The following is a 23778-nucleotide window of genomic DNA, read 5'->3' on the forward strand; positions in this document are numbered from 1 at the left end:
GTAGGAATGCATATGTTGAAATATATTTCAATGATAATCTTATCATGTCCAAAATATAATGATATGGAATAAATTTATAACCATACATGAAACGAACCGTTTTGGGTATAGCAATTATGCCCCAAAATTGTCAAATTAAGCCACTTCTTTTTTGCCTTCTACAACATATCAAACTCCCCAATATGCAGTATAATGCAAAAAGCCAGTCGTAACATACCATGAACCAATTTTCTATACTTTTATAAAAATATAATAAACATCGAATGATATTCACTCAAACAAAAGCACACATTTTAAATACAAATATTATCATTTTTCTTGTTTATATCAGCTAATAATAATACATTTTCTGATTATCCGTTTATGCACCTGTTATATTCGCAATTACTAGTCTGTCAAAGAGTTTGTCTCCAAAATACCGTCTGTTTAATTTGTAAATAAACTCGTTGAGATACAACTGTAAGTATTTCCTTTTGATTTTATGGTAGTTGCCCAGCAATGTCCGTTTTGCATTACTGATTGCGATATGCACCCATTTGAGTGTTTCCTTGGTGGTTTTGGCGTCTGATTTCTCGGTGACGTGCAATTCCACCAGATCGGAGATGTCAACGTAAGAAGTGCTTTTGTCCGAAAATACGATGGCATCATCCTCCATGCAGTCCCTGACCACGCCGTTGATTCCTTCACTTTGATGGCTATCCAGTACCCTGGCCTTGAAATAACGCACATGCTTCTCCTTTTTGCCCGTTTCGATATCTTCCAACGGGGTGCTTTCGGCCATCACCGCAACGTTCTGCTTTCCCTCGGCTCCCCGGCCACGTGTACCCTTGCCTCGCTCGATTTCCTTACTGGCCACCGAAAAGTAACCCTCATCCAGTTCTATCATCCCTTCCAGTGTATACCTTGCATCCCGGTTGCCCATCGCCCTGCGGAGTTTGTGTACCATCGCCCATACCGGTTCGTAACGCTTCAATCCTAATTGCTTCTGGAGTTCGTTGGTGGAGAATCCCTTTTTTGTGCAACTCATCAGGAACATCGTTTTGTACCACACCAGAAACGGCAGCTTGGAGCTCTCCATGATCGTACCGCTGCGCAACGAGGTGCGGAAACGGCAACCTTTGCATTCATAACTCCATTTACCCTGTAACCAATAATGGGAAGTGCCCCCGCATCGCTTGCAGACAACCCCTTCCTTATCACGCTGCTCCTTGAAATGCAAACGACAATCTTCCTCCGAACCGAAATGAGCCGTAAAACTGAATATGTTCATAATCCCTGCTTTTTGAGCGCTAATATACTAAAAATATTAGGTGTGTTTGCGGAGAATCAGAATACATTTGCATATATTCAAACCAATATAATACAATTATGAATAAAATTACCATTTTTTCATTAACATTACTTTTCGCTCTAATTTTACCTTTATTTGCAAATGCACAGGTAACAGTGAAAGGTATTGTAACTGACGAAAGTGGGGTACCATTAGTAGGCGTATCCGTCCGCTATAAGGAGCTCCCCCAAGTCGGTGTTACCACAGATATTGATGGTAAGTTTTCCATCAAAGAGATGAAAGAAGGCAAGACACTTGTTTTTTCTTACATTGGCATGAAAAATGTAGAGCACTTATTGAAAGGAGCAACACCTTTTATCAAAATTAAAATGGAATCTGCAACAAGTGAACTGGATCAAGTTGTCGTTACAGGTTATACCCAAACTACTTTTAAGAAAATGACTGGTTCTGTCGGAATTATCTCGGCCGACCAGTTAAAAGACCAAGCCCAACCAACGGTAGACGCCCTCATGCAAGGTAAAATAGCAGGAGTGGCCGTATCAGCCATATCCGGACAACCTGGTAGTACACAAAAAATACGAATCAGAGGTACCAATACAATCACCGGAGATGGTGAACCACTATGGGTTATCGACGGAGTTCCCATGCAAAGTGGAAGTACCGATATGCCTACCAGTGCTGAAATAAAATCCGGTCAATTTGACGACTTGTTCATGAATGGTGTCGCTGGCATCAATCCCAGCGACATAGAAAGTATTACTATTTTGAAAGATGCTTCAGCCGCTGCTATTTATGGTTCGCGAGCAGCCGGTGGGGTAATTGTTGTCACCACCAAAAAAGGCAAATCAGGAAAAGCCCAAATAAACTATTCAGGCAATGTATCAGTCACTTTACCACCCCAACGGAACTACTCTCTGATGAATTCACAAGAGAAGCTTGCCTATGAACAGGGATTATGGGATGAATTCTCTGCTCCGGGATTTGAAGCCGGGACAAATGACTATCCGGTGGTAGGAGTAGTAGGCATCATTCGTGCTGGTAGGGGAAAGTTTGCCGGATGGAGCAAAGAACAACAAGATACGTATATCGAAGAATTAGGTAAAACGAATACCGATTGGTACGATGAACTGTTTCGCAACAGTGTTTCTACCACCCACAACTTGTCCATTAATGGTGGTGGAGACAAATACACCTATTATACTTCACTAGCATATACCCGCAACGCCGGTTTATTGAAAAATAATGATTACGACCGTTATAACCTGACAGCTAATCTATCAATGCACCCCAGCCAGAAAGTAAAGATTGACTTTGGGGCATCCATGTCTTATCAATATTCAAAGTCCCCGGCACTGAATAGTCTCGATCCTTTCCAATATGCTTATTTTGCCAATCCATACGAAAGTCCGTATAACGAAGACGGCAGTTACCGGGCAGATGAAACATATTATGCACTAGGAGAATATAACAATAAAAAGACTAGTTCCAAGATTATACCTGATTGTGGATTTAATGTACTTCGCGAAATGGACGAAACTTCTTCACGCACTAAGAATATAAAAACAATGGTTCGTGCAGGAATTGATTACAGCATTATCAACCATTTGCGTTTTGTGGGCCTGGCTTCATATACTTATTCCACCAACCGTCTAAAGGAAATATATGGTAAAAACACAAAAGCAGCTTTAGACAACCGTCTCTCTATCGATAACAATACTAATAAGGAATATGCTTCTATCTTGCAACGCAATGTAGATAATGAGAGCTATATGGTCCGCGGGCATTTTGCTTATGATGATTTTTTTGGAGACCACTCTGTCTCCCTTATAGCCGGTGCCGAATTCCGCGGAAGTAAATCAGACGGTTTGTACAGCAAACGATACGGTTACGACGAAATCACCGGAAATGCCATAACCCCACTTCCTGATGACCCGACAGGAGTAGGCTACGAGAAGCTGAAAGCCTATCTCGCTGCTATTGATGGCTCGAACGGAGAAACATGGAGCGAACAACGCTTTGTCTCTTTCTATGCATCTGCTGACTATTACTACAAAAACAAATATGTACTGAATGTCTCTTTCCGTACTGACGGTAGTTCTAATTTTGGTAGTGACAAACAATTTAATCCTAACTGGGCAGCCGGCGCAGCGTGGAATGTTAGTGAAGAAGATTTCATGGCTTCGCTGAAACCCGTACTGAACAGATTAACACTCCGTATAGCAACCGGATTTACTGGTAACATCAACCGTAGTGTCAGCCCACAAATGATTATCAGTTACTACGATGACTACCGGAATATTTCCAACAATATTTATCATATAGGAAAAGTAGTTAGTCCACCGAATCCCAATCTACGTTGGGAAAAGACGCAAGACGTGAAAGTGGCTCTTGATTTCGGAATGTTTAACGACCGCTTGACAGGTATAGTGGAAGGATACTACCGGAAAAGTAAAGATATTGTAACAGGTGTGCAAGTACTAAGCAGCACAGGATTCACCCAACAGAAATACAATACTGCCAATATTGACAACAAAGGTATCGAAGCTACCCTGAATGGAACTCCTGTTAAAACAAAAGATTTCAGTCTGTCTCTTTCTGCCAACATAGCTTACAACAAGAATAAAGTGACCAAATATAAAGCTTCCTATAGCAGCATGGGATATAATAACTTATGGGAGGGCTATCCTGTAGACGCCATCTATAGTGGGAGATACACAGGTATTGACCCCGAAACAGGATTATATACATACCAGCTGCGTCCCGATGCTGAAATACACACAGCTACCGACTTGAATAAGCCCGATAATTACCGGTATTATCTAGGCACGAGTGAAGCTCCCGTAACCGGAGGATTTAATGTAACCGCCGAATATAAAGGTATTCGCCTTAGCGTAAACGGAACTTTTGCCACAGGAGCCAAAAATTTTGAATTCATCAAGTCGCCAACTTCAGCTAACACCGTAAGCGGTAATGGGGTATTTAATTACACAGAACGCGAACAAGTCTTCCAAAATGATTTGTTCGCACACCATCTGAATGTTCCGAAAGCAGCAGCCGACCGTTGGACGCCCAATAATACAAATGGCACTTATCCGCGCGTATGGAATCCGTTCGGTGAGGTTTACGGATTTGGCTATTATAACCCTATGCACAAAGAAATCACGCATGGAGCTTTCCTTACCAACTTATCTTATGCCAGAATTAAGAGCATCATTTTAGGATATACGCTACCTAAGAAGTTAATAAGTAATTCCGCTCTCTCCAATGTAGATTTCTCTCTGTCACTGAACAACTTCTTCACATTCACCAGCTATTCAGGCATGGATCCTGAAACCCCCGGTGCTACTTATCCGATAAGCCGTTCTGTGATGTTTAGCGTAAATGTTGGATTTTAAATAACAATAAACGATGAAAAATAAACTATTCATATCTATCTATTGTGGTCTAATGATATTGTTGGCTTCCTGCAACAATTACTTAGACGTAAAACCCAAAGGAAAGATAATTCCTAAAACAGCTGAAGACTTTTCCACCATTATCCATTATTGGCTGGATCAGATAGAAAAAGGAAGAGATGACGTTATCATTCCCAATCCAGAAGTAATGACAACTTTAGAGATGTTTGCCGATGACTTGAATGCAACGCTTGCCAGCAATTTCGGCTATACGAGCATTTATGTGGGAAGTGCCATTAACAAAAATCAGGCCACTTACAAAACACTCTACTCTGTTATCAAAGACTGTAATATGGTTATCGGCAACATGGATGATACGGAATCCGATTTAGCTAGAACCCTATTGGGAACAGCCTGGAGCATTCGTTCTATTTGCTATTATAACCTTATGCAGCGCTACTGTGAGCCATACCAGCCGGAGACGGCAAAAGAGACTCTCGGACTTCCACTTGTCGACGATTTTGATATGGAAGCAAAGCCTGCACGCGCCAATCTGAAAGAAACTGCTGAATTTATAGAAGAAGGATTCCAAAAAGCCCTCTCATATAATGTGTCTAATGAAGACTTTATCTTTACTTCATCCGTAACAAAAGCCTACTTCGCACGTTTCTTCTTTTGGACACAGAACTGGAGTAATGCCATTACCTATGCCAAAGAAGTATTGGAAAAATACCCGATGCTGGAAGCTGACGAATATGTAGAAGCCATTAACCAGAAACAAGCAAAAGCACACAATGTCATTATCCGTTCATTCACCATGGATGATGATATAGGAACCATGAGTTACGCAACTGCACAAGCCGATATAAAATCAAGACCTGTCGACAGAAATTTGGTTGATTTATTTGCAGCCACCGACAATGACGTACGTCGCAGATGCAACTATGATTCCAAACGGATTGTCAATAAAATCATCACCACCAAGTTTCGTAGTGAAGAACTTTGCCTGATTATAGCCGAAGCCCACGCACATCTGAATCAGGAAACAGACGCACTAGGTTATCTTAACCAGCTTCGTTCCAAACGAATCACTCAGGATTATATAGCCTACACAATTGACAATCTCCCAGAAGTTTTCCAACAAAATATAAAAACCGACGCCACTGGGATCCCTTTGACAAAATTGATGTCAGCCATCCTCTGTGAACGCCGTAAAGAATTGTTTGTTGAAGGCGACCGCTGGTTTGAATTAAAACGCAACGGACGTCCGGAATTTTGGGTCGCTGCCAAAGGAAAGAAATTTATCACAGAAAAGTATCTTTATACTTTTCCTATTCCCAAAGCAGACATCAGATTATTTCCTGATTTGCTCATTCAAAATCCAGGCTACATAGAATAATTTATCCATAAAAAACAGAAACAGTTATGAAAAAGATACTATATATCCTATGTTTCATTCTCACAGGTTCTTCCGCTTTCTTGGTCTCATGTGATAAACCGGAAGAACTGACACCCAAAGTAGATAATACATCAGAAGATTATTTACTTCCCACCGGAAGTATCCTGAATGCACAAGACCGTGAAGAAGTACAAGCATTATGGGATGAATACAACAATGCCATTAACCAATAAAAAGGGATTAAAATGAAAACAAAAATCAGAATAACAGGCTCCTTTCTTCTAATGATTATACTAATCATAGTGTCGGCAGCTTGCAACGATGACGACTCGTCGGGTGCAAAGTTATCTTTTAGTCGCTCCATATACATATTACCTTCTAACGGTAGCCTGGAAGTGGAATTGAGAGCTTCTGTAGCACCTGAAACAGACTTAAGCATTCCTGTCATCATTGAAGGTACTGCCATATTGGATGAAGACTATGAAATTTCTGCTAACGGGTTCATGATAAAAGCCGGAGAAACAAGTGCCACTTTAACCATTACTCCCAAAAACAACCTGACTGCCAACCGTGAAATCCGCCTTTCCATCAACCCGGTTTCCGGATATACGCTCGGTGACAAGAAAATAGCGATCATCCCCGTTGAAGTGAAAGAGCACATTATGTATACTTTCAAGCCTGTTATCTATCGTCTGTTAAGTGAAATAGACATTAGAATCGAAGTGGAAGGAGAAAATAGCGGCAGCAGTTTCAGGGCAACAACAGACATCGTGTTGCCGATAGAAATAGACCCGTCCAGTACAGCCATATTGAACGAAGATTTTGAACTTGAAAACGGAATAACTTCTGTCACCATTCCAAAAGGATCTTACTACACACGTTTTAAGATAAAAATAAAAGAAGGAGCAGAAGATTATACAGGAAAAAACGCTATCCTTAAACTAGGTACACCAGTTGACAACTCCGAACTCTACTATCCGGGCTCATTTGTATCCTATAATATAAAACTGGATCAGTTAAAGTTTACTGACATGCTGGGCAAATGGAAACCTGTGGAGATTAAAGATAAAGACAACTATGTATATGTTGGCATGCCTGACGAAGACTGGATAAATAGTCTGCCGGAAAACAATGGAGCTAATGACTACCTGGAATTTGTACATCAAGAAGATGGCACAGATAAAATAATCCCATATCTAACGGGAGATTTAAAGGACTTCTTTTGCAACCCTCAAGGCCACACTGTTGTTTTCGACCATATAGAGAAAGGTATCTATAACTGGATAGCTGATGAGGAATATGACGCTCCTTATTTCACCACCTCTCAAGTGAATCGTTGTTTCTCAAAGAGAAAAACAGAGCTCGGAAATGCATTTATAGGATTGGATAAGATAGATGATAATAATATCATCATTTACTTTCACGATTTTATACCAACTGATTTCTTCAGCTCAACGTTTGAAGAGTACGGTCATTATTTCGATGCGAGTTTCTTTGGTATAACCTACGCATTCATAAGGGTAGTAGAATAAACAAAACAGAAGAAAAACTTCATTAAAAATATAAGCCAATTAATTCATCTTATCACGAATTAATTGGCTTTTTTTATATCTAATCATTTTATAGATTATATCTATTTCCGCAGTGCCTTCTCAATCGTAAACAACCGGTAATCATACTCCTCTTGCATTTCCCGGTTAGGTGCTACTGATTTCGCTCTCGTAAACTCACTTTTCAAATCCAACAGACAGCCATACCAGAATGGAGCCCGTTCAGGAGCAGAAGAATAAGGAATGCTCTCAATAGCCGTCATACCCCGGTAAGGACAGACAGTCTGAATAGTCAGTTTAGAAGAAGCATTAGCTGTCTCATCTTTCCCTTTCGGCACATTTACATTCGACCAAGAAATGACAAAACTCAGCAATTGTCCCTGTAAGAAACGTTTCCAGTCGTCAGGCTCCTTTCCTGCCCTTGTTTCCTTGAAAAGATGATTCTTCAAATCTTCAACAGCCTGCTGTTGCGTATAAGGGTCACTCGATTTGCTTTCGCTAAGCCAAAGGTTATTGAGCTGTATTAATAGCAAATTGGCGAAAAACTTCTGTGAATAGTCAGCAGCGCTACCTGTCAGCGCACAATGATTCAACAGTTCCCGATTGTCCAACCAGTTCATTTGACTGATAGCTTCCATCATCCACTGGTACGAACGACGTTGCACCTCTTTGGATACCGGTTGATAAGAAGGGTAACTATCCCCTTGATAACTGTCATTCAAATAGATTCCACCAACTTGCTGCAATACATGCTTCACATATTCATCCGCCTGATTGATAATTTCTCCATATAGTGAGGCTCGTTTTTCATAGTTGAAATCTTCCTTGTCTAACCATTGGTTTGCATTCGCCACTACTTTACCCAAATTTTCAAAAGCAATGGTTGCCGCACGAATAGCATCATTTCCCAAATCCATCTCCATTCCGCGAGGATCATAATAAGCTTTCCTGCTCTGCGGACGTTTAAAAAGCAATAATGGGTTCTGATTCCGTTCAGAAACCAGCTTCCGCAAATCCGATAATTCTTCTTGCGGTGTTTTCTTATTCATTGGCTGATAAAGATAACGAATCGCCCAATGGTCATATTCTCCCAGCACTTGTTGCGTCAAAGGTATATCAGCACTATAATTATCAACCGAAAGTAAATAGTTCATCGGCAACTTATCCATGACTGACGCAGATAGCCCATGTTTTTTTACAAACTCTTTCGACTGAAGCGAATCTACCGGATAAGCAATAGATCCTGCCATATTATCCGTCAATCCCAGACAATGCCCCCAATGCCTCAACAATAACGAAGTCAATGCTTCTTCCACCAAATCTTCATCCGGCATCAACGTGCGGGCTTTCTCGTTAAAGGAAGCTGTCTGTAAGAAATAATTCAGCTGAATTTTCGAAGCTAAATTATGAGGGATATAAATATTGGCACTTATTATTTCTCCTGTCAACGGATCACTCCAATAATTATCCGTAATCTGACCGGAAGGTGAAACGACATACCGGATACAAGACTTAGTAATACTGTTGGCATCAAATCCTATATCTTTAGGGTAAGGTTTCACATCTAACGCATTAGAAAAACCTATTTTCTGAAAGCTTTTGTTCCATATCTCAGCGCTACGATACACACACTTCTGCCATTTTTCAGGCAACAGCGTATCCACATAGAAAACAACAGGTTTATCAACAGCCAGGTTCCAGCGATTCACCCAATACTGTATGTTGCTGCCTTGCTCCTTATCCGAAAAATTCACCTTGCCGCTCCATAAAGTTCCGATACGAGGATCAGCCAAACGAGGACAATAATCCCCATCTTCCGGTAATAACATAAAAGTACGCTTCACAACTGCGCTGAAGGGAATATTTTCTGCTATCGGAAAAATACCGAATAATGACATCGCTAATTCATAGCTCATATAGCATGAAATAGATACATTATCTGGATAAGAAGCTATTCCGGATATCATTGATTGTTTCTGTTTGAAAGAGGCTTTACGCTTCACCCAGCCCCCCATCGTATTGTATGCTTTCGGATCAATCGGATTCATGTATTTATCATCCTGAAAAACATAAGATGTAACGTCAATCACCAAAGCGCTGTCCGGAGAATAAGCCTTTATAGAAAACTGATTTAAAATGACATCACTGAAACTTTTTTTCAGCGCATCTCCGATACGGGAATCTTGTTCTGTCACCGGACGGTCCGCTACCTGATATAACCTAACCAAAGAATCGGACCGGCAGAATTTCACTTGTAAAGGTGCAACAGGGCAAAAGCCAACAGATGATTCCTGAGGGTTACTTAGTTTATCGACTACACCTCCCATCAGCAAACGTTTACCCAACACATCTCTGGGTATTTCCATATATACTTTATCGTCTACCCAATAAAGATTCATCAGTCCTTTAGTTTCGACGCTATTCGGTTTATCCTTCAACAGTTTTTCGTATGCGCTTTTGGGTTTAACCTGCTCTATTTTCCCTTTTTTCTTTTTTTTGGCAACAGCCTCCAAAGGAGAAAAAACAAACACACCAAATACTGATAAAAAGAGCAAAAAGATATATTTATTCTTCATAATCATCTGTTTAATGCATTATTCATTTGATGAAGCAATAACTGATAATGAAGCCGCGTATCTTTATCAACATGTTGCTTCCGGCTGTTTAATAAATTACGTATGCGCAGGAAATAACCATAACACATACTATCCTGGTTTTTGGGAATAAAATACTCTGCCATTGGTTCGTCAAATCCAGCCACTGGATTAAACATACGCCCCAGATCGGACGCACAACAACATCCTTTATGCCCTACACCTGTTTTATGATGAAAAGCAGCTAACTGCCCCCATGCATCTTCTTCACTTTTCAATGATTTAGTATCTTTACTCAATCGGATTCCGGCAGTCGAAGCCAGGTGTTTGATAAACAAATTCTGCAGTTTCATTTGAGTAGCACTTAATTTACGTCCTTGTATAGTAGGATTCCATATATATGTATAAATATCATTCATACATTCATCAACATCATATCCTTCTTCTTTACCGGCTTTTAATGCCGAGAATTCTACCCGGGCAGGAGCTTTCATCAATAATTTCATCATTACATCCCGCAAAGCATCCGATGGTTTCCCTACCATAGGCAGTACCTTCAGGACATTTTCATCATCCAGCCAATCCAAGGTCGCCAATTGCTCCAAAAAGTAATTCATCGCCTCTTTCTGCTTCTCTTTAGGTTCAACCTGCAAGGCTTCCACCTTATCACCAACCAATTTTTCATGCAAATAGATTCCTCCTATATTATGATATACATGCAACATATAAGTCAAATATTGCATGATTATACCATCGTAAATATCCGACCGATGTGTATAATCCACATCTTCTTCTCCTAGCCATTGATTCAGATTAGCCAGAATGTATTTCAGATTTTTCACTCCATATCGGGTTGCTTTCACAGCATCATCACCCAAATCTTCCGTTTGAGAACGAGGGTCGAGTATATCCGACTGCTGCTTGCCATACCGATATACAGGATTATCTGATAAATCCGTAATCCATTTCGAAGTGATGGCATATTCCTCTTCCGGAGTTTTAGCTTCCGGCACAGGTGTATAATTCCAGCGAATCAGATAATCGTCATACAAACCAAAATATGGCGGCATCATACGTACTCCCCGTTCCATATCACCAGGTTGTGCCACATAATTAAAACGCGCATAATCCATAATGGAAGTGGTAGTACCATGCTTCTGCGTAAATGAAGGAGAACGGAGCGAATCTACGGGAATTACGGAAGAAGCACTCATATTATGCATAAATCCCAAACAATGACCCACTTCGTGAGAAACGACATAACGTAAAGCATCGTCCATCACCTCTCTCGGAATTACTTTATGACGTACACGCTTATCGGCTTGAGCAGTTTGAATAAACAGCCAATTATTCAACAATTTTATGACATTATGGTACAGATATACCGAAGCATTCAATATTTCCCCACTACGAGGGTCAACCCACGATGGTCCCATTGCATTCTCAATCCCTATCGGAGCATAACGAATACATGAATATTTCAAATTATCTGGATCAAATTCCGGATCGTCTTTCGGAAATTCTTTAGCCTGGATAGCTTGTGTAAAACCGATTTTTTCAAATGGCTCATTCCATTGATTGACAGCTTCAAATATAGATGCTTTCCAACTTTCAGGAAAACAACTGTCTACGTAGAATACAATCGGTTTAATAGGAGTCACTTTCTTTCCTTCAATATAACCTCTCAAATCTGAAGGTTCCAAACGCCAACGATTGGCATAATAGATAGAACGGGTTGTCTGTTTAGCAGCTGAATATTCATTTTTCATTGTAGGAAAAATGCCAATTCTGCTATCCATCAATCGGGGACGATAAGGAATCGTATCCAATAATATAATCGAACGGGTTACCTTTGCGGTCAAAGGCTCGTCTTTTATGTCTTTCCCTTTGCCCCCAGTCAACGAATAAGTATAATTCAAGCAACTACGGACTGATATGTTATCTTCAAAAGCCTTAAAACTATCAATAAATGATTTGTTACTTTGAAATGAGGTCAAACGTTTACGTCCCCCTGATGTATTCACGCTGTATTTATCGAACGGGGACATTAATTTATTGTCACTTACAAAGAAATCGGTAACATCAAAAACAACTGCCGTACTGTCGTTATTATAAGCCGAAATATCAAATACTTGCAGAATGGCATTCATATTACTCATCTCAATAGCTGCCTTCAATCGGTGACCATTGTCATCACCCACATTATTGGTCTGCACTGCCGACAAGCAGACTTTATTATTCAATTTCTCAAAACGAAAATGAAGAGGTTCGGTAGGTTTCGAACCAATAATAGCATTCTTATTATCACTAATTTCTGTTACTGTAGAACCTAGTAACATATCACGCTGCAACATTGATAAAGGAAGTTCAAAATAAACTTTCTCCTTTACTTTATGTACAGTGATAAAACCTTCTGCTTTTGAATGATTAGATGAGAACAGTTTATCATAAGCAGTTTTTTCTTTCTCAATAGACTCCTTCTTTTTTGACTTTTTGCGTTTAAAAGAAATAGCATTTGCTGATACACTCCCTCCTAGTATAGAAAACACCAAAAGAGCCACCCAAATTCTTTTCATTTTGATAATAGTGTTAATTCATATTCTGTAATAGGATACAAATTTAAGAATTATAAAGAATTAACTCCAATAAAATCGACTTTTTCCTCCAGAAAAACTACACAATATTTTTTGTAATACATCGACCTATAAGTTACACTTCACTTATAAACTGCTCAAAACTATATTTAAAATCCTCATTCAATATTAGCTTATACTCCTTGGTGAATTGATCAAATGCAGTATATGCCATTCCCATGCGTTTCAAATCCACTAAAGCACGGCACTTAACGCGAACAGACTCTTCATCTAACGAATCAAATCGCAGAATACAATTTGAGATTTGTATTCTCAAGTTATCATTTCCTACAAATTGCTTGCTATCTCTTAACCGGCTCAGAAGATCAATCATTGAATCGGAATAATCTGCTTTAAAACTATCTACCCAATCAAATTGCATATTAGGAAGCAATTGACCAAATGAAGCCAGACTCAATAATTTTTCCAGATCTTCCTTATGGACCACATCTAAAGGCGCCATCTTTTGCATCAATTGATTTGCTATAGTATAGTCATTATATACATGCCCCTTATTAAGAAAGTACCAATAACCATTTGCTGATGATATCTCCGTATCTCCTACCTCTTCCAACAAAAGACGTATCTTACGTATATTTACACTACGGTTATTAGAGAAACTCTCCTCGGACTTATCATACCACAACAATTCTTTTAACTTGATATTAGAAATCCCCTTATTATTCTGATTGGAATAAAGAATAATAACAGATAATAATTGACGCATAATAGGCGTAAATTTTCCGGTAATGTCTTTTAAATCCCGATTAATAACCTGAAATCCGTTTAGCATATAAATTCCTGGTGTGGTGTTCAATACAGGAACTTCAAACGAGGAATATAGGTGGTCATTTTCTTGAATTTCTTTTTCACTATTTATATCTGAAACAACCCCTTCTTCTTTTTCACAAATATCTTGTTGCGGAATAGATATAGCTTCTTTCTTATCATGCTTTCTGCTATTCTTTAATCTCCACCCAATTCCTCCTAAACCTGCTACACAAATACATATAAACAGTAATTTCCACCAAGTCCCCTTGCTTTCCTGTACTGTCATATTTTGAATAGGCAACACTGGAGATGCAATAGAATAAATATTAGCTTCATAATTATTCCCCTCTACTTGGTGAACTGTTACAGCGTAATAACATTTTTCTGAAGCAAGATAAATTAAATCTGCATGAGAATTAACATCTAAGAAAGTATAAGGTATTGTATCACCTAAAACAGTTTCTTGTCCATTCTCCAAATTTAAATCTTTCAAAACCAGAGAAGATAGAAAACGACCTGAAGAAAAAAACAATCCTTTTGCATGTTCACCTTTTTCTACTTCATCAACTATCAACGTAGAAGCAGCTACCTCATCACAAAGGTTCTCCGGCATAGCCCACTTTTTTTCCAAAGAATAATCATTCAAGTTCAATTTATACAAATCCTTATAATGAACGACCCCATACTCCTGTTTGCCCAAGTCATTACCCAATCCTCCATAAATATAAACCAGCGAATCGGTCTTGCCTATGGCACTCAAATAGCGAGGAGTAATCACATCCGGCAACTCTCCCTTTATCACTTCACCCCACAGAGATATTCTATTCAACTCACGGGTATACAAATGAAATCCATATCCCAGAATTTGTACAATGGATGAATCTTTTGGATTGAAAAACCGATTATGTTGTGTATAAGAAGACTGCCTTTTCCGTTGGATAGGAGTAGACCAACTTTTTGTTTGAAAATTGAAAAAAGACAAATTCTCCCCATCAGGCTTCTCAAAGTCATAATAAACCAACTGGCTACCTTTATCTTTCAAAGGAACAAAAAGAAACTGGTTAGTGATCCGATTTACATCAATCAGCGGCGAGAAAACATATTCTTTAGTTGTACTCCGTATTAAATCATATTTGACAATACGATCTTTTGCAATAAAATAACATGCCGACTGCTCTTCACACGGAACAGGAAAAGTCTTGGATGAAAAAGATAACGTTTTCCTATGTTTCCAATATATATGACTATTAATAATCCATTCCGGATTTGATATAAAAGCTGTCATCTGCCGAAACTTGTCCTGAAGCAAAGTGTCAGATACGGCTTGCTCCAACGACCATTCGTATTTTATGCTCCCAGGTTCCAGACCGATCTGTACATCCTTCAAAATAATAGGTGCCACGTCCGAAGTTGTGTAAGAAGCTAATTTATTAGCACCAAAGCAGACTTTAACAGAATGATTATCCGGGGCAGTAACTTTCTCTTTAGAAATAAGAGAACCATTATTTCTGACATATAACGTATCATTTTTATACTCCAATTCTATCTTTATCCTATTCCACTCATGAATATCGATAGTCGCAGAAGAATGTATCTTTCCTAAATATTGCTGGTCTTTAATCAAACACAAATAAGGCTCTTCGTTCACAGGATTAACCAATATCAGATTGAGGCTATTTCTATTGTCAACAATCATACGACATACATAACCAAAATGCTCGCCTTTTTCCCTAATCTTCAAATCAAAAGAAACAGATAAATAATCTTTGAATCTCACTCCCTGATTGCCGGACGGTATGATGAATGAAGTACGTTCATCTTTTGAATATTCATAAGCACGAAAAGAAAGACCTCCGATATTTTCACCACCCCAAGTGACTATAGTCTTCGAGATAAATAAAATATAGAATAACAGTCGGATATATTTCATAGCAAAAGCTTATTTGAAGCAAAGATATAAAAAATATGTTTTTTCAATCTTAGGATATTAAAATAATATAGTTACTCTGCACCAATAACGAAATATATCCGGCTATTATACTCCACATCCTTATCGAACCGGCATCCGGGATGAACGCAGTTCTCCTCTCAAATATTTAGCAGCTTCACCTGCCAGCCAAAGATAATGATCGGGTGCTTCTCCTTCATAAGTTATAAAAGAACTTTCACCCACCGGAGGTGTATTTGTACATTTAAAGAAAGCTGTCCCCTCATCTATCTCATCAAACATTGCCAAATAAAGGCTCTCTGCTCCTGCATCTACAGCACCTTTCACCTGTTGCCAGAAGAAACGTCCCCCCAATCTCGGAATCATGTTTTGTGGAGCATCCTTTTTCATGTTATGCCAACTAAAGCCCGGAAACAACACCGGCATATAATCTTTACCATTCGCTTTACACCACTTTATATCTTCCTCTATCGACTTACGATATGGCTCATACGTATTATTATCAAAACGTCCCACCAACCATGGATGGACAATATCCGCCTGTTTTACCAGTTCGAGCAATCGCGTATCAGAGACAGCATCTATCGTTAATGTCCGCCAATGAGTAGGTACACCTACCAATATGGAACAACCTTCACTCTTCAGGAAATCAATGATTTTCTTTACCTGCTCATATCCATATTTACGGCGATCATTAAACCCTATTCCCCAAACAGCAACTAACGGTTTACCATGATGATAAACATAATGATTGTTGTTCCGGGAAACTAGTTTATACTTCTCACACAGCTCTTTCCAGTCACATATCAATATATCTTCTTCACCGGCTTCCATACCGGAAAGGTCATACATCAGGCAAATTGCCCGGTCATACTTTTCTGCCGAAAGAACAGCATTATTCAGTATCTTATTATAATTATCCTTCCCTTTCTGATTTCGTATAGAAACAACAAAACGTTGCATAAATACCCCGTCAATTCCATATTGCTTCATCCATTTAAAATGCAGATCTGTAGTAGAAGCATCATACGAACTAAAAACCTTTGCTGGTGTCTCATCAGGTAACTTAAAAGCCGTTTCATAGGTTTTCTCATATTCAGAAACATCCGGCCAAAGATCAATGGTACACTTGCCCAGTTTGAACTCTTTTTCTTTTTCAAAATGTTTCCAACCCAAACCAGCACCGTCTTCAGGAGTATTAAACCACCCCTGATACCCTGCCATCACTAAATTCTTTATTGATTTGAAACGGACACGACTCATCGACTCCGTTGTTTTTGCCGCCGGATCAGACATCAGCACCTCTTTAGGAAATTGATTTAAGGCAATAAATTCACTGATAAACCGATCCGGATATACTTTCACAAGATTCATCCCTTGATACCCTGTCCCCAGCACCTTTCCTACCGGACCTATCGTTATCATTTCCATATCGTCCACCTTTCCATAAGCATTGTTATGTAAATGCCCTGCAAATATTGCGTTTACTCCATATTTCTGAAACAAACGCACATATTTCTCTCGCATAGGCAAAGAGAAATTCGAATAATTCACAGGTTCATCCATCCGCTTTAGAAAAACAGAGCAATGGGTAAAAACAAACTTGAATCTGGCATCCTTCGTTTTCTGTAATTCCTGTTCCAGCCACTTAAATTGAACTTCTTCCCTCTCCTTGTCCTCTTCTTTTATTATATTTGAATCAATACCTATAAATGCACAATCACCATACCTGAATGAAAAATGAGTTTCTCCGTAGTTCTTTTTATAATTATCTATAGAAGCCCGGCTGACCTTACCTATATCGTGATTTCCCGGAATCATATAAACCTTTACTGAAGAGTCTATTTGAGCAATCATCGACTTATAAGCAGCAATCTGTTCCTTACTCTTCGAATTATTTACAAAATCACCGGTTATCACCACAAACGGAGGTTTTAACTGATTAATAGCTGTCACAGCCTTATTCATAGCCTCTGTTTCTGCCGAAATACTCTTATTATTATCCATGAAGCCAAACTGGGGATCACTTAATTGCAAAAAGAAAAAGGGAGCAGAATCCGCAGCTATCCCATGAGATACAAAAACAGCCAAGAGAAAACAAACGACCGATATTATTTTCTTTCTCATAAATTATTTATTGTTATCACGAGATACGACGATCTGCCTGATACATCGTATCCCGTTATTAATAACTATTACTTCTTAAATTGATTTCTGGTTATCTTCAGAAATTCTGATTTGTTTTCCTCTGTCGGTTCCAAATTCGTTCCTTTCTGGTAATTATTCCATGAATTGACTAACACAATGTTTTTACTTCCGATATTCCGTTTAGCTACATTACAGAAATTAATATAATCAGTAGTCTCTCCATCTTGCCCGAAAGTATATTTATAACTTGAAGTTGAATTGATACGGTCATTATAAGAAGGAAAGATACAAGGAACAAAGTCTGTATTCCATTTGGATATTGTAGTCTTCCAATTGGCCCAATTCAAATCAACAAAACTGAAAAAGGCATAATAACGGTCATACATATTCGTTGACCAGTCGTTCACTGTCACTCCATCAAAAGAAGCAATCTGATGTTCCTCATAATTCACCGGAGCTACCCAACCGGTAGTAAATTCTCCAATCGTATAAAGATCATACCCCAATTCTGATACAGCCTTCTTTAATGCCGGGATGACCAAAGAATAATCAATACTCTTCAATGCAGAAGAAGAAAGGTTAGACGGAGTTATTAGAATAACCGGTCTTCCGTTCATTTTATAATAGGCCTCATCATTAAATAAAGGCACTAAAGTATTCGTAAAGTCATTGATCATCTTATTCAAATTCTCTTCCTCTTGAAGCGGTTTGTCATTAGATACTTTCAGATGTTTGGTGTTATAATTGATCACTAAGCGGACTTTTGCATTGGTTGCCGTACGTACAGACTTAAAGTTGGTAATCAATGTATTATCTGCTGAAGCAGCATCCCAAGTAACTATCAGAAAGTCCAAGGCAGCCTCATCCGCCCAAGCAAGCTGTTGCTGTAACACGCCACTGGTTGTAGACAAATATTCACCCAACAAAGGAGTACCGGCATATATTTTCTTACCGGACTTTAACCAGCTGGAAGAGGAAGTTATATTGGTATAATAAGCACCGACTATCGCATCCACAGGTAAATCCGTCTGTGGTATATCATACACATATTTGCTCTTATCAGGAGCCAAATGATCGTCTTTATCACAAGATACAGCTAACAAAGCGATGAATCCGAGCAATATAATAGTTATCTTTTTCATATCCTTCATTTTTTAATTATTCGTCAAATAAGGGTTAGTCTTAGTGGGCAATGCAAACCATAACTTAGTCGACATTGCATCTTGTCCACCATCGAGATTTGCAATACCTTTCGTCAATTCATATTCATTGTTTGTTTTCTCGCTATCGGGATATACCAATCGCTGTGGAATATAAGCATAAGGATTATCCTTGGTGCCGGCATTCACAGCGCCATATCCGGTTTCCGGCGAGAAATGCGGCGGAAATTCCAATACTTGGCTACGGCGAATCAGTGTCCACGCATCCAACGATTGATAAAACATAGCTATATATTGCTGCATGATAATCTGACGATAAATAGGATCAGGTTCATCAGATGTAATAGCAGAAGATACAATGCCGATAAAATCTTTATAATAATCTTCACCTTCTTCTGTGACTGTGAGATCTGTCAATGTATTCCATTTAATTCCCGGAGTCTGAAGATAATTATTTACTTTTCCACCGTCTACGCCATATTGAGCCATCGAAGCGTTCACACCCGCATTGTAATAAGCCTCGGCTGTTTGCGAACCACTTCCCAAACCTTTATGAACCAATTCACTTTTCAACAGGCACACTTCTGCATAATTCATAATTACTTCTGCATAACTCTGCTCCGTGAATTTATCCTGTAATTGAGAGTAATCATCTGCCGTCTTTCCACTGTGCGGGTTGGGAGACAAGCTGACTCCCGAAGGCAAATTAGAAACTTTCGGTTGTCCCCAATAAGGTGCCCAATGGAAATTATCAGGCATAGAAGCAGCATTGGCAGGAGTGAAAAATTTCTCCAACCGCGGATCAGCATAGGGAGCCATATACATCAGAATCGATTCGCCGGCAGAGTGAAGCTTATCCAAATTACTTTCACGGTTGATGACCAGATAATCATAAAAATAATTTCTTGTATCTGCGTTATCCCCCCATTGCAACAGACAATTATCTTCATTACTTGTCATCAAGTTCTGTTCATTTTCCATAAGTTCATCAATCACTTCAGTCGCTTTCGAACGGTCAGCATTACAAATACGAACGGCCAAACGCAAACGTAGTGAATTGGCAAACTTCTTCCATTTCAATAAGTCGCTGGATTTCTGTCCTGAAGGAAAAATAGGGTCTGCTTTATAAACATCTCCATCCATCTTCAACCCGTCGGCACATGCTTTCAAATCATTCAGCATAGCATAATAAATATCCGATTCCTTATCGTAAGGCACTCTCTCGCCGGCATTAAATGCCTGACTTTTAGGAATACCTCCCCAAATAGAAACTGCTTGTGAGAAAAGATAGTTTTCCCATATTTTAGCAATAAGTACACGATTGTGATATTGCTCGTCATTTTCCATTTGCGTTTGTATAAAGTGAACAGGAAAAATAGCATAATTATATACATTCTTCCAATATGAATCATTGGTTGAACCTTGATTTCCATACCTTTGTACCTGTCCACCGGTAGCTCCACCATAATAATGGCTATAGTTGGCCAACAACACTTTTTTCATGCTTCCGCAAAAAGCATTCAGTGTATAATAAGAACTCGTATTGAACAAATATTCAGGATTAATTTCATTCAGTTCATTGGGATTGGCATTGGCAGATTCAAAGTCATTCGTACACGAAACGAAAGAAATGGCCATTGCAGCAAAACCGGCTAATAATATTTTAATCTGTTTCATAATATTCTATCTTTAGAAGGTTAGTTTAATATCAAATCCGACAGAAGATACGGGCGGCATTCCTCCATATTCTATACCTTGAGCATTTCCTGATGAAGAAGAAGCCTCCGGATCTATGCCTTTAGGAGTGTTTTGATGAAGAATAGCCAAATTACGTCCTACCACAGCCAGTCGTAGACCACTAATCGGTAATTTCTTTAGGATAGACTTCGGAAGACTGTAGGCAACAGAAAGTTCACGGAATTTAATGTAGGAAGCATCAAATACAGATCTTTCATCAAAACTAGCATAGCGGTTATTAGGTTTGACAAACAAGAGACAAGGCGTTCCATCTTCAAAATAAGCATCCGGATATTGATAACCGGAAGTTGCCTTCGCACTACTCTCACCATAGATCACATTACTCAAATAATAGCCTTCACGTCCTTCGGCAGATTCGGCAACCACACCGGCTGTTGTCGCTCTATTCCATGTTCCCGAATAAAGAGTTCCTCCAATACGTGCATCAAACAGGAAACTAACTGTAAAATTCTGGATTCTGAAATTGCTTCCAAAACTTCCCGTCCATTTCGGCTCGGCACAGCCTAAATATTGCGTATTATCCGTTACCAATATTTTACCTGAAGAATCGACTAATTTACGTCCCTGGTCATCACGTTTCCAAGCACGTCCCCGAATGACTCCATAAGGCATGCCTTCTTCCAACATGATACTGACATTACTTGATTTCAATAATTGCACATTAGGATTTCCGTCCACTACCTTAATTACTTTCGACCGATTACGCGCCCAGTTAATATTTGCATTCCATTCAAACAATTTGGTCTTGACCGGAGTAGCAGACAACACAACTTCCCATCCTTGATTACGTACATGACCTGTATTCAAGAATTTAAAACTATAACCGCTAGGCACCGGCAAAGCGACTTTCGTTATCAAGTCATAGGCATCAGAACGATAATAAGTTACATCTACACCCAAACGATTATGGAAAAAGCGGAGATCAGCTCCAAGTTCCAAAGAACGGTTACGTTCCGGCAAAAGTTGATCATTATTTAAAGTTGTACTAATGGTTTGCAAAGGTGAACCATTATAAATGCTACCCAACTTATAGGTCTGATTAATCCGATATGGATCTGTGTCAGAACCGGCATAAGCAAAAGAAGCACGAATCTTACCGAACGACAAGATAGGTGATTTGATCTTAAATGCATCGGTAAAAATAAACGTAGCACCAAAAGAAGGATAAAAATAAGAGCAATTATCCAGTGGTAAAGTAGACGACCAGTCATTGCGGGCCGTTACATCTAAATAAACATAACTATTGTAACCTAATGACACCGAGCCATAAGCAGAACGGATTATCTTCTTAGATTGCAGTTGAGTGGCACTAGGATACTCATTCGAGTTAGAAATATTCTTGAAATCAGGAACCAATATGCTATTCACGCTTTCCGTTCTTTTCTCCGAGTTGCGTTCATATCGGCTAATACCGGCAATGGCATTGACTGATATTTTATGAAATGTTTTATTATACATCAATAAAGCTTCAAAGTTAGTAGAAGTACTGTTATTGATCCAGTTCTTCATACCACCGTCCACATCACTACGTGCACCCAGATTAAAGAACTCCATTCCTTTCCACCAATAAGCATCCAGTCCGGCTTTACCTACCGCCTTCAAGCCCGGAAGTAATTTTACTTCCAGATTCATCGATCCGCTCACTCTGTCACGCGTGTCAGAGTTCGTATTTTCATAAATATTCCAATACGGATTATAACCACGTTCACCAATCGGAATCATTTCATTTCCATTTTCATCCTTATAATGTTTCAATACATCAATAGAAAGCGAACGGGGAAGAGTAACAAACGCATATATAGGATTCTTATCCGAACCATTCATATATTGACGATTGTCTACCTTTTCATGTGAGTAAGTCATTTTAGAATCTAAAGTCATCCATTTGGTAATCGTATTCATCAACCGGAGATTGAATATATCTTTAAAGCTTTCATTGATACCGTGTACTACACTATTACCCTTACTTCTCGTATACGATACGCGATAATTATTCTTTTTCGAACCACCTTCCACAGCCAATGTATGTGTGTACCGATGGGCGGTTTCGTAGAAATCCTTCACATTGTCCGGATGTGAAGAATGAGTAGTAAGTACACCGTCATGTCCATAGATAACCTGATCCCACAAAGGCGCTCCCCAGCTACGCAATTTAGCACCTGCAGAAGAATTATAACCACTGAAATTCGGTAAATCTGTTTGTAATCTGTTACCATTAGGTTGAAGCGTCAGTTTGTGGTCAAGCAAATAAGAGTTCTCTCCCGTTCCCCAACCATTCTGATAATCTAAAAACTGGTTCACTTTTTCAAATTGAAAATTTCCGCTATAAGATACTTTTGTTTTTTCGAATGTGCTCGAACGTTTAGTGGTTACCAATACAACTCCCTGTGCTGCACGCGAACCATAAAGTGCAGCTGCATTCGGTCCTTTCAGGATTTCAATGCTTTCAATATCATCCGGATTGATATCCGCTACCGGATTACCAAGGTCGGTAGAACCTGTACCACCATCAACGGTCACACTTGTATCACCCGGTTCGTTTTCAATAATCATACCATCAATCACGAATACGGGCTGTGAGTTTTCAGTCAGTGAGCTTGTTCCGCGAATGACAATACGCGCACTACCATTGCTCGTTCCCGGAGGAGTAATGGTAACCCCCGCCACCTTACCGGAAAGAGAAGATATCAGATTGCCACTACTATTTTCTGCCAAGGCTTCCGCATTTACACTCTGCCGTGAATAATTAAGACTCTTAGCTTCACGCGTCACTCCGAGAGCGGTAACAACCACTTCATCAAGAGCCTTCGCCGTGCTGGCCAAAGATACATTGATATGAGTCAAACCGGTAATTTTAGCCGTTTTCGTCTCCATTCCGACATACGAAAATTTCAATTCTTGACATCCATTAGGCACATGAAGTGTAAACGTACCATTTATATCAGTAATTGTACCTACCGATTTAGCGTTCGTCTTACCATCCGGATCAACAGCTACCACCGTAGCTCCTATGATAGGCATTCCATCCGCAGCATCTGTCACTTTACCCGTTATACGCTTTCCTTGCGCATAACCCGATACACTTATTACTAAAAAGAATAAGAATAGGAAGTAGTTTTTCATAATACTTA

The 23778-nt window shown here is 39.2% G+C and carries 12 protein-coding genes; 4 read left to right on the forward strand and 8 right to left on the reverse strand.

The window, feature by feature from the left end; translation table 11 throughout:
* Nucleotides 1-361 precede the first annotated feature (361 nt).
* Nucleotides 362-1270, reverse strand: coding sequence for an IS1595-like element ISBbi1 family transposase (locus tag INE92_RS18875; protein ID WP_005807145.1), 909 nt, complete (start codon nucleotides 1268-1270; stop codon nucleotides 362-364).
* 98 nt (nucleotides 1271-1368) lie between these two features.
* Here INE92_RS18875 and INE92_RS18880 point away from each other — a divergent pair, with 98 nt between their 5' ends.
* From INE92_RS18880 to INE92_RS18895, 4 genes are read left to right on the forward strand one after another with little or no spacing between them, the layout of a single operon-like run.
* Entirely contained in the window at nucleotides 1369-4686 is a 3318-nt protein-coding gene (locus INE92_RS18880; protein ID WP_004307718.1) for a SusC/RagA family TonB-linked outer membrane protein, read from the forward strand.
* A gap of 13 nt (nucleotides 4687-4699) precedes the next feature.
* Nucleotides 4700-6085, forward strand: coding sequence for a RagB/SusD family nutrient uptake outer membrane protein (locus INE92_RS18885; protein WP_004307716.1), 1386 nt, complete (start codon nucleotides 4700-4702; stop codon nucleotides 6083-6085).
* 26 nt (nucleotides 6086-6111) lie between these two features.
* Nucleotides 6112-6318: a hypothetical protein gene (locus INE92_RS18890; protein ID WP_004307714.1), complete on the forward strand. Its 207-nt coding sequence runs from the start codon at nucleotides 6112-6114 to the stop codon at nucleotides 6316-6318.
* Nucleotides 6319-6330: 12 nt separating this feature from the next.
* Nucleotides 6331-7617 carry a hypothetical protein gene (locus INE92_RS18895; protein ID WP_195436325.1) on the forward strand — a complete coding sequence of 429 codons (1287 nt, stop codon included), beginning with the start codon at nucleotides 6331-6333 and terminating at the stop codon, nucleotides 7615-7617.
* Between the two features lie 101 nt (nucleotides 7618-7718).
* On the opposite strand, the gene INE92_RS18900 is transcribed toward INE92_RS18895, so the two are convergent.
* From INE92_RS18900 to INE92_RS18930, 7 genes are all read right to left on the reverse strand, one after another.
* Nucleotides 7719-10217, reverse strand: coding sequence for a zinc-dependent metalloprotease (locus INE92_RS18900; protein WP_015531895.1), 2499 nt, complete (start codon nucleotides 10215-10217; stop codon nucleotides 7719-7721).
* Nucleotides 10214-12805, reverse strand: a complete 2592-nt coding sequence (locus INE92_RS18905; RefSeq protein WP_032855752.1) for a zinc-dependent metalloprotease — start codon at nucleotides 12803-12805, stop codon at nucleotides 10214-10216. Before INE92_RS18905 ends, INE92_RS18900 begins: the two co-directional genes overlap by 4 nt.
* A gap of 133 nt (nucleotides 12806-12938) precedes the next feature.
* The gene (locus INE92_RS18910; protein WP_004307707.1) at nucleotides 12939-15563 is read right to left on the reverse strand and encodes a hypothetical protein; all 2625 of its coding nucleotides are present in this window, start codon (nucleotides 15561-15563) and stop codon (nucleotides 12939-12941) included.
* A 120-nt stretch (nucleotides 15564-15683) separates the two neighbouring features.
* Nucleotides 15684-17708 carry a metallophosphoesterase gene (locus tag INE92_RS18915; protein ID WP_195436327.1) on the reverse strand — a complete coding sequence of 675 codons (2025 nt, stop codon included), beginning with the start codon at nucleotides 17706-17708 and terminating at the stop codon, nucleotides 15684-15686.
* Between the two features lie 68 nt (nucleotides 17709-17776).
* Nucleotides 17777-18871 (reverse strand): glycoside hydrolase family 99-like domain-containing protein, encoded by a 1095-nt coding sequence (locus INE92_RS18920; protein WP_195436328.1) that lies wholly within the window; start codon nucleotides 18869-18871, stop codon nucleotides 17777-17779.
* 12 nt (nucleotides 18872-18883) lie between these two features.
* Nucleotides 18884-20566 (reverse strand): SusD/RagB family nutrient-binding outer membrane lipoprotein, encoded by a 1683-nt coding sequence (locus tag INE92_RS18925; protein ID WP_195436329.1) that lies wholly within the window; start codon nucleotides 20564-20566, stop codon nucleotides 18884-18886.
* A 12-nt stretch (nucleotides 20567-20578) separates the two neighbouring features.
* On the reverse strand, nucleotides 20579-23770 hold the full coding sequence (locus tag INE92_RS18930; protein WP_195436330.1) for a SusC/RagA family TonB-linked outer membrane protein: 3192 nt from the start codon (nucleotides 23768-23770) through the stop codon (nucleotides 20579-20581).
* Between the last annotated feature and the right edge of the window lie 8 nt (nucleotides 23771-23778).

The organism is Bacteroides xylanisolvens (assembly GCF_018289135.1).
Taxonomy (GTDB): Bacteria; Bacteroidota; Bacteroidia; order Bacteroidales; family Bacteroidaceae; genus Bacteroides; species Bacteroides xylanisolvens.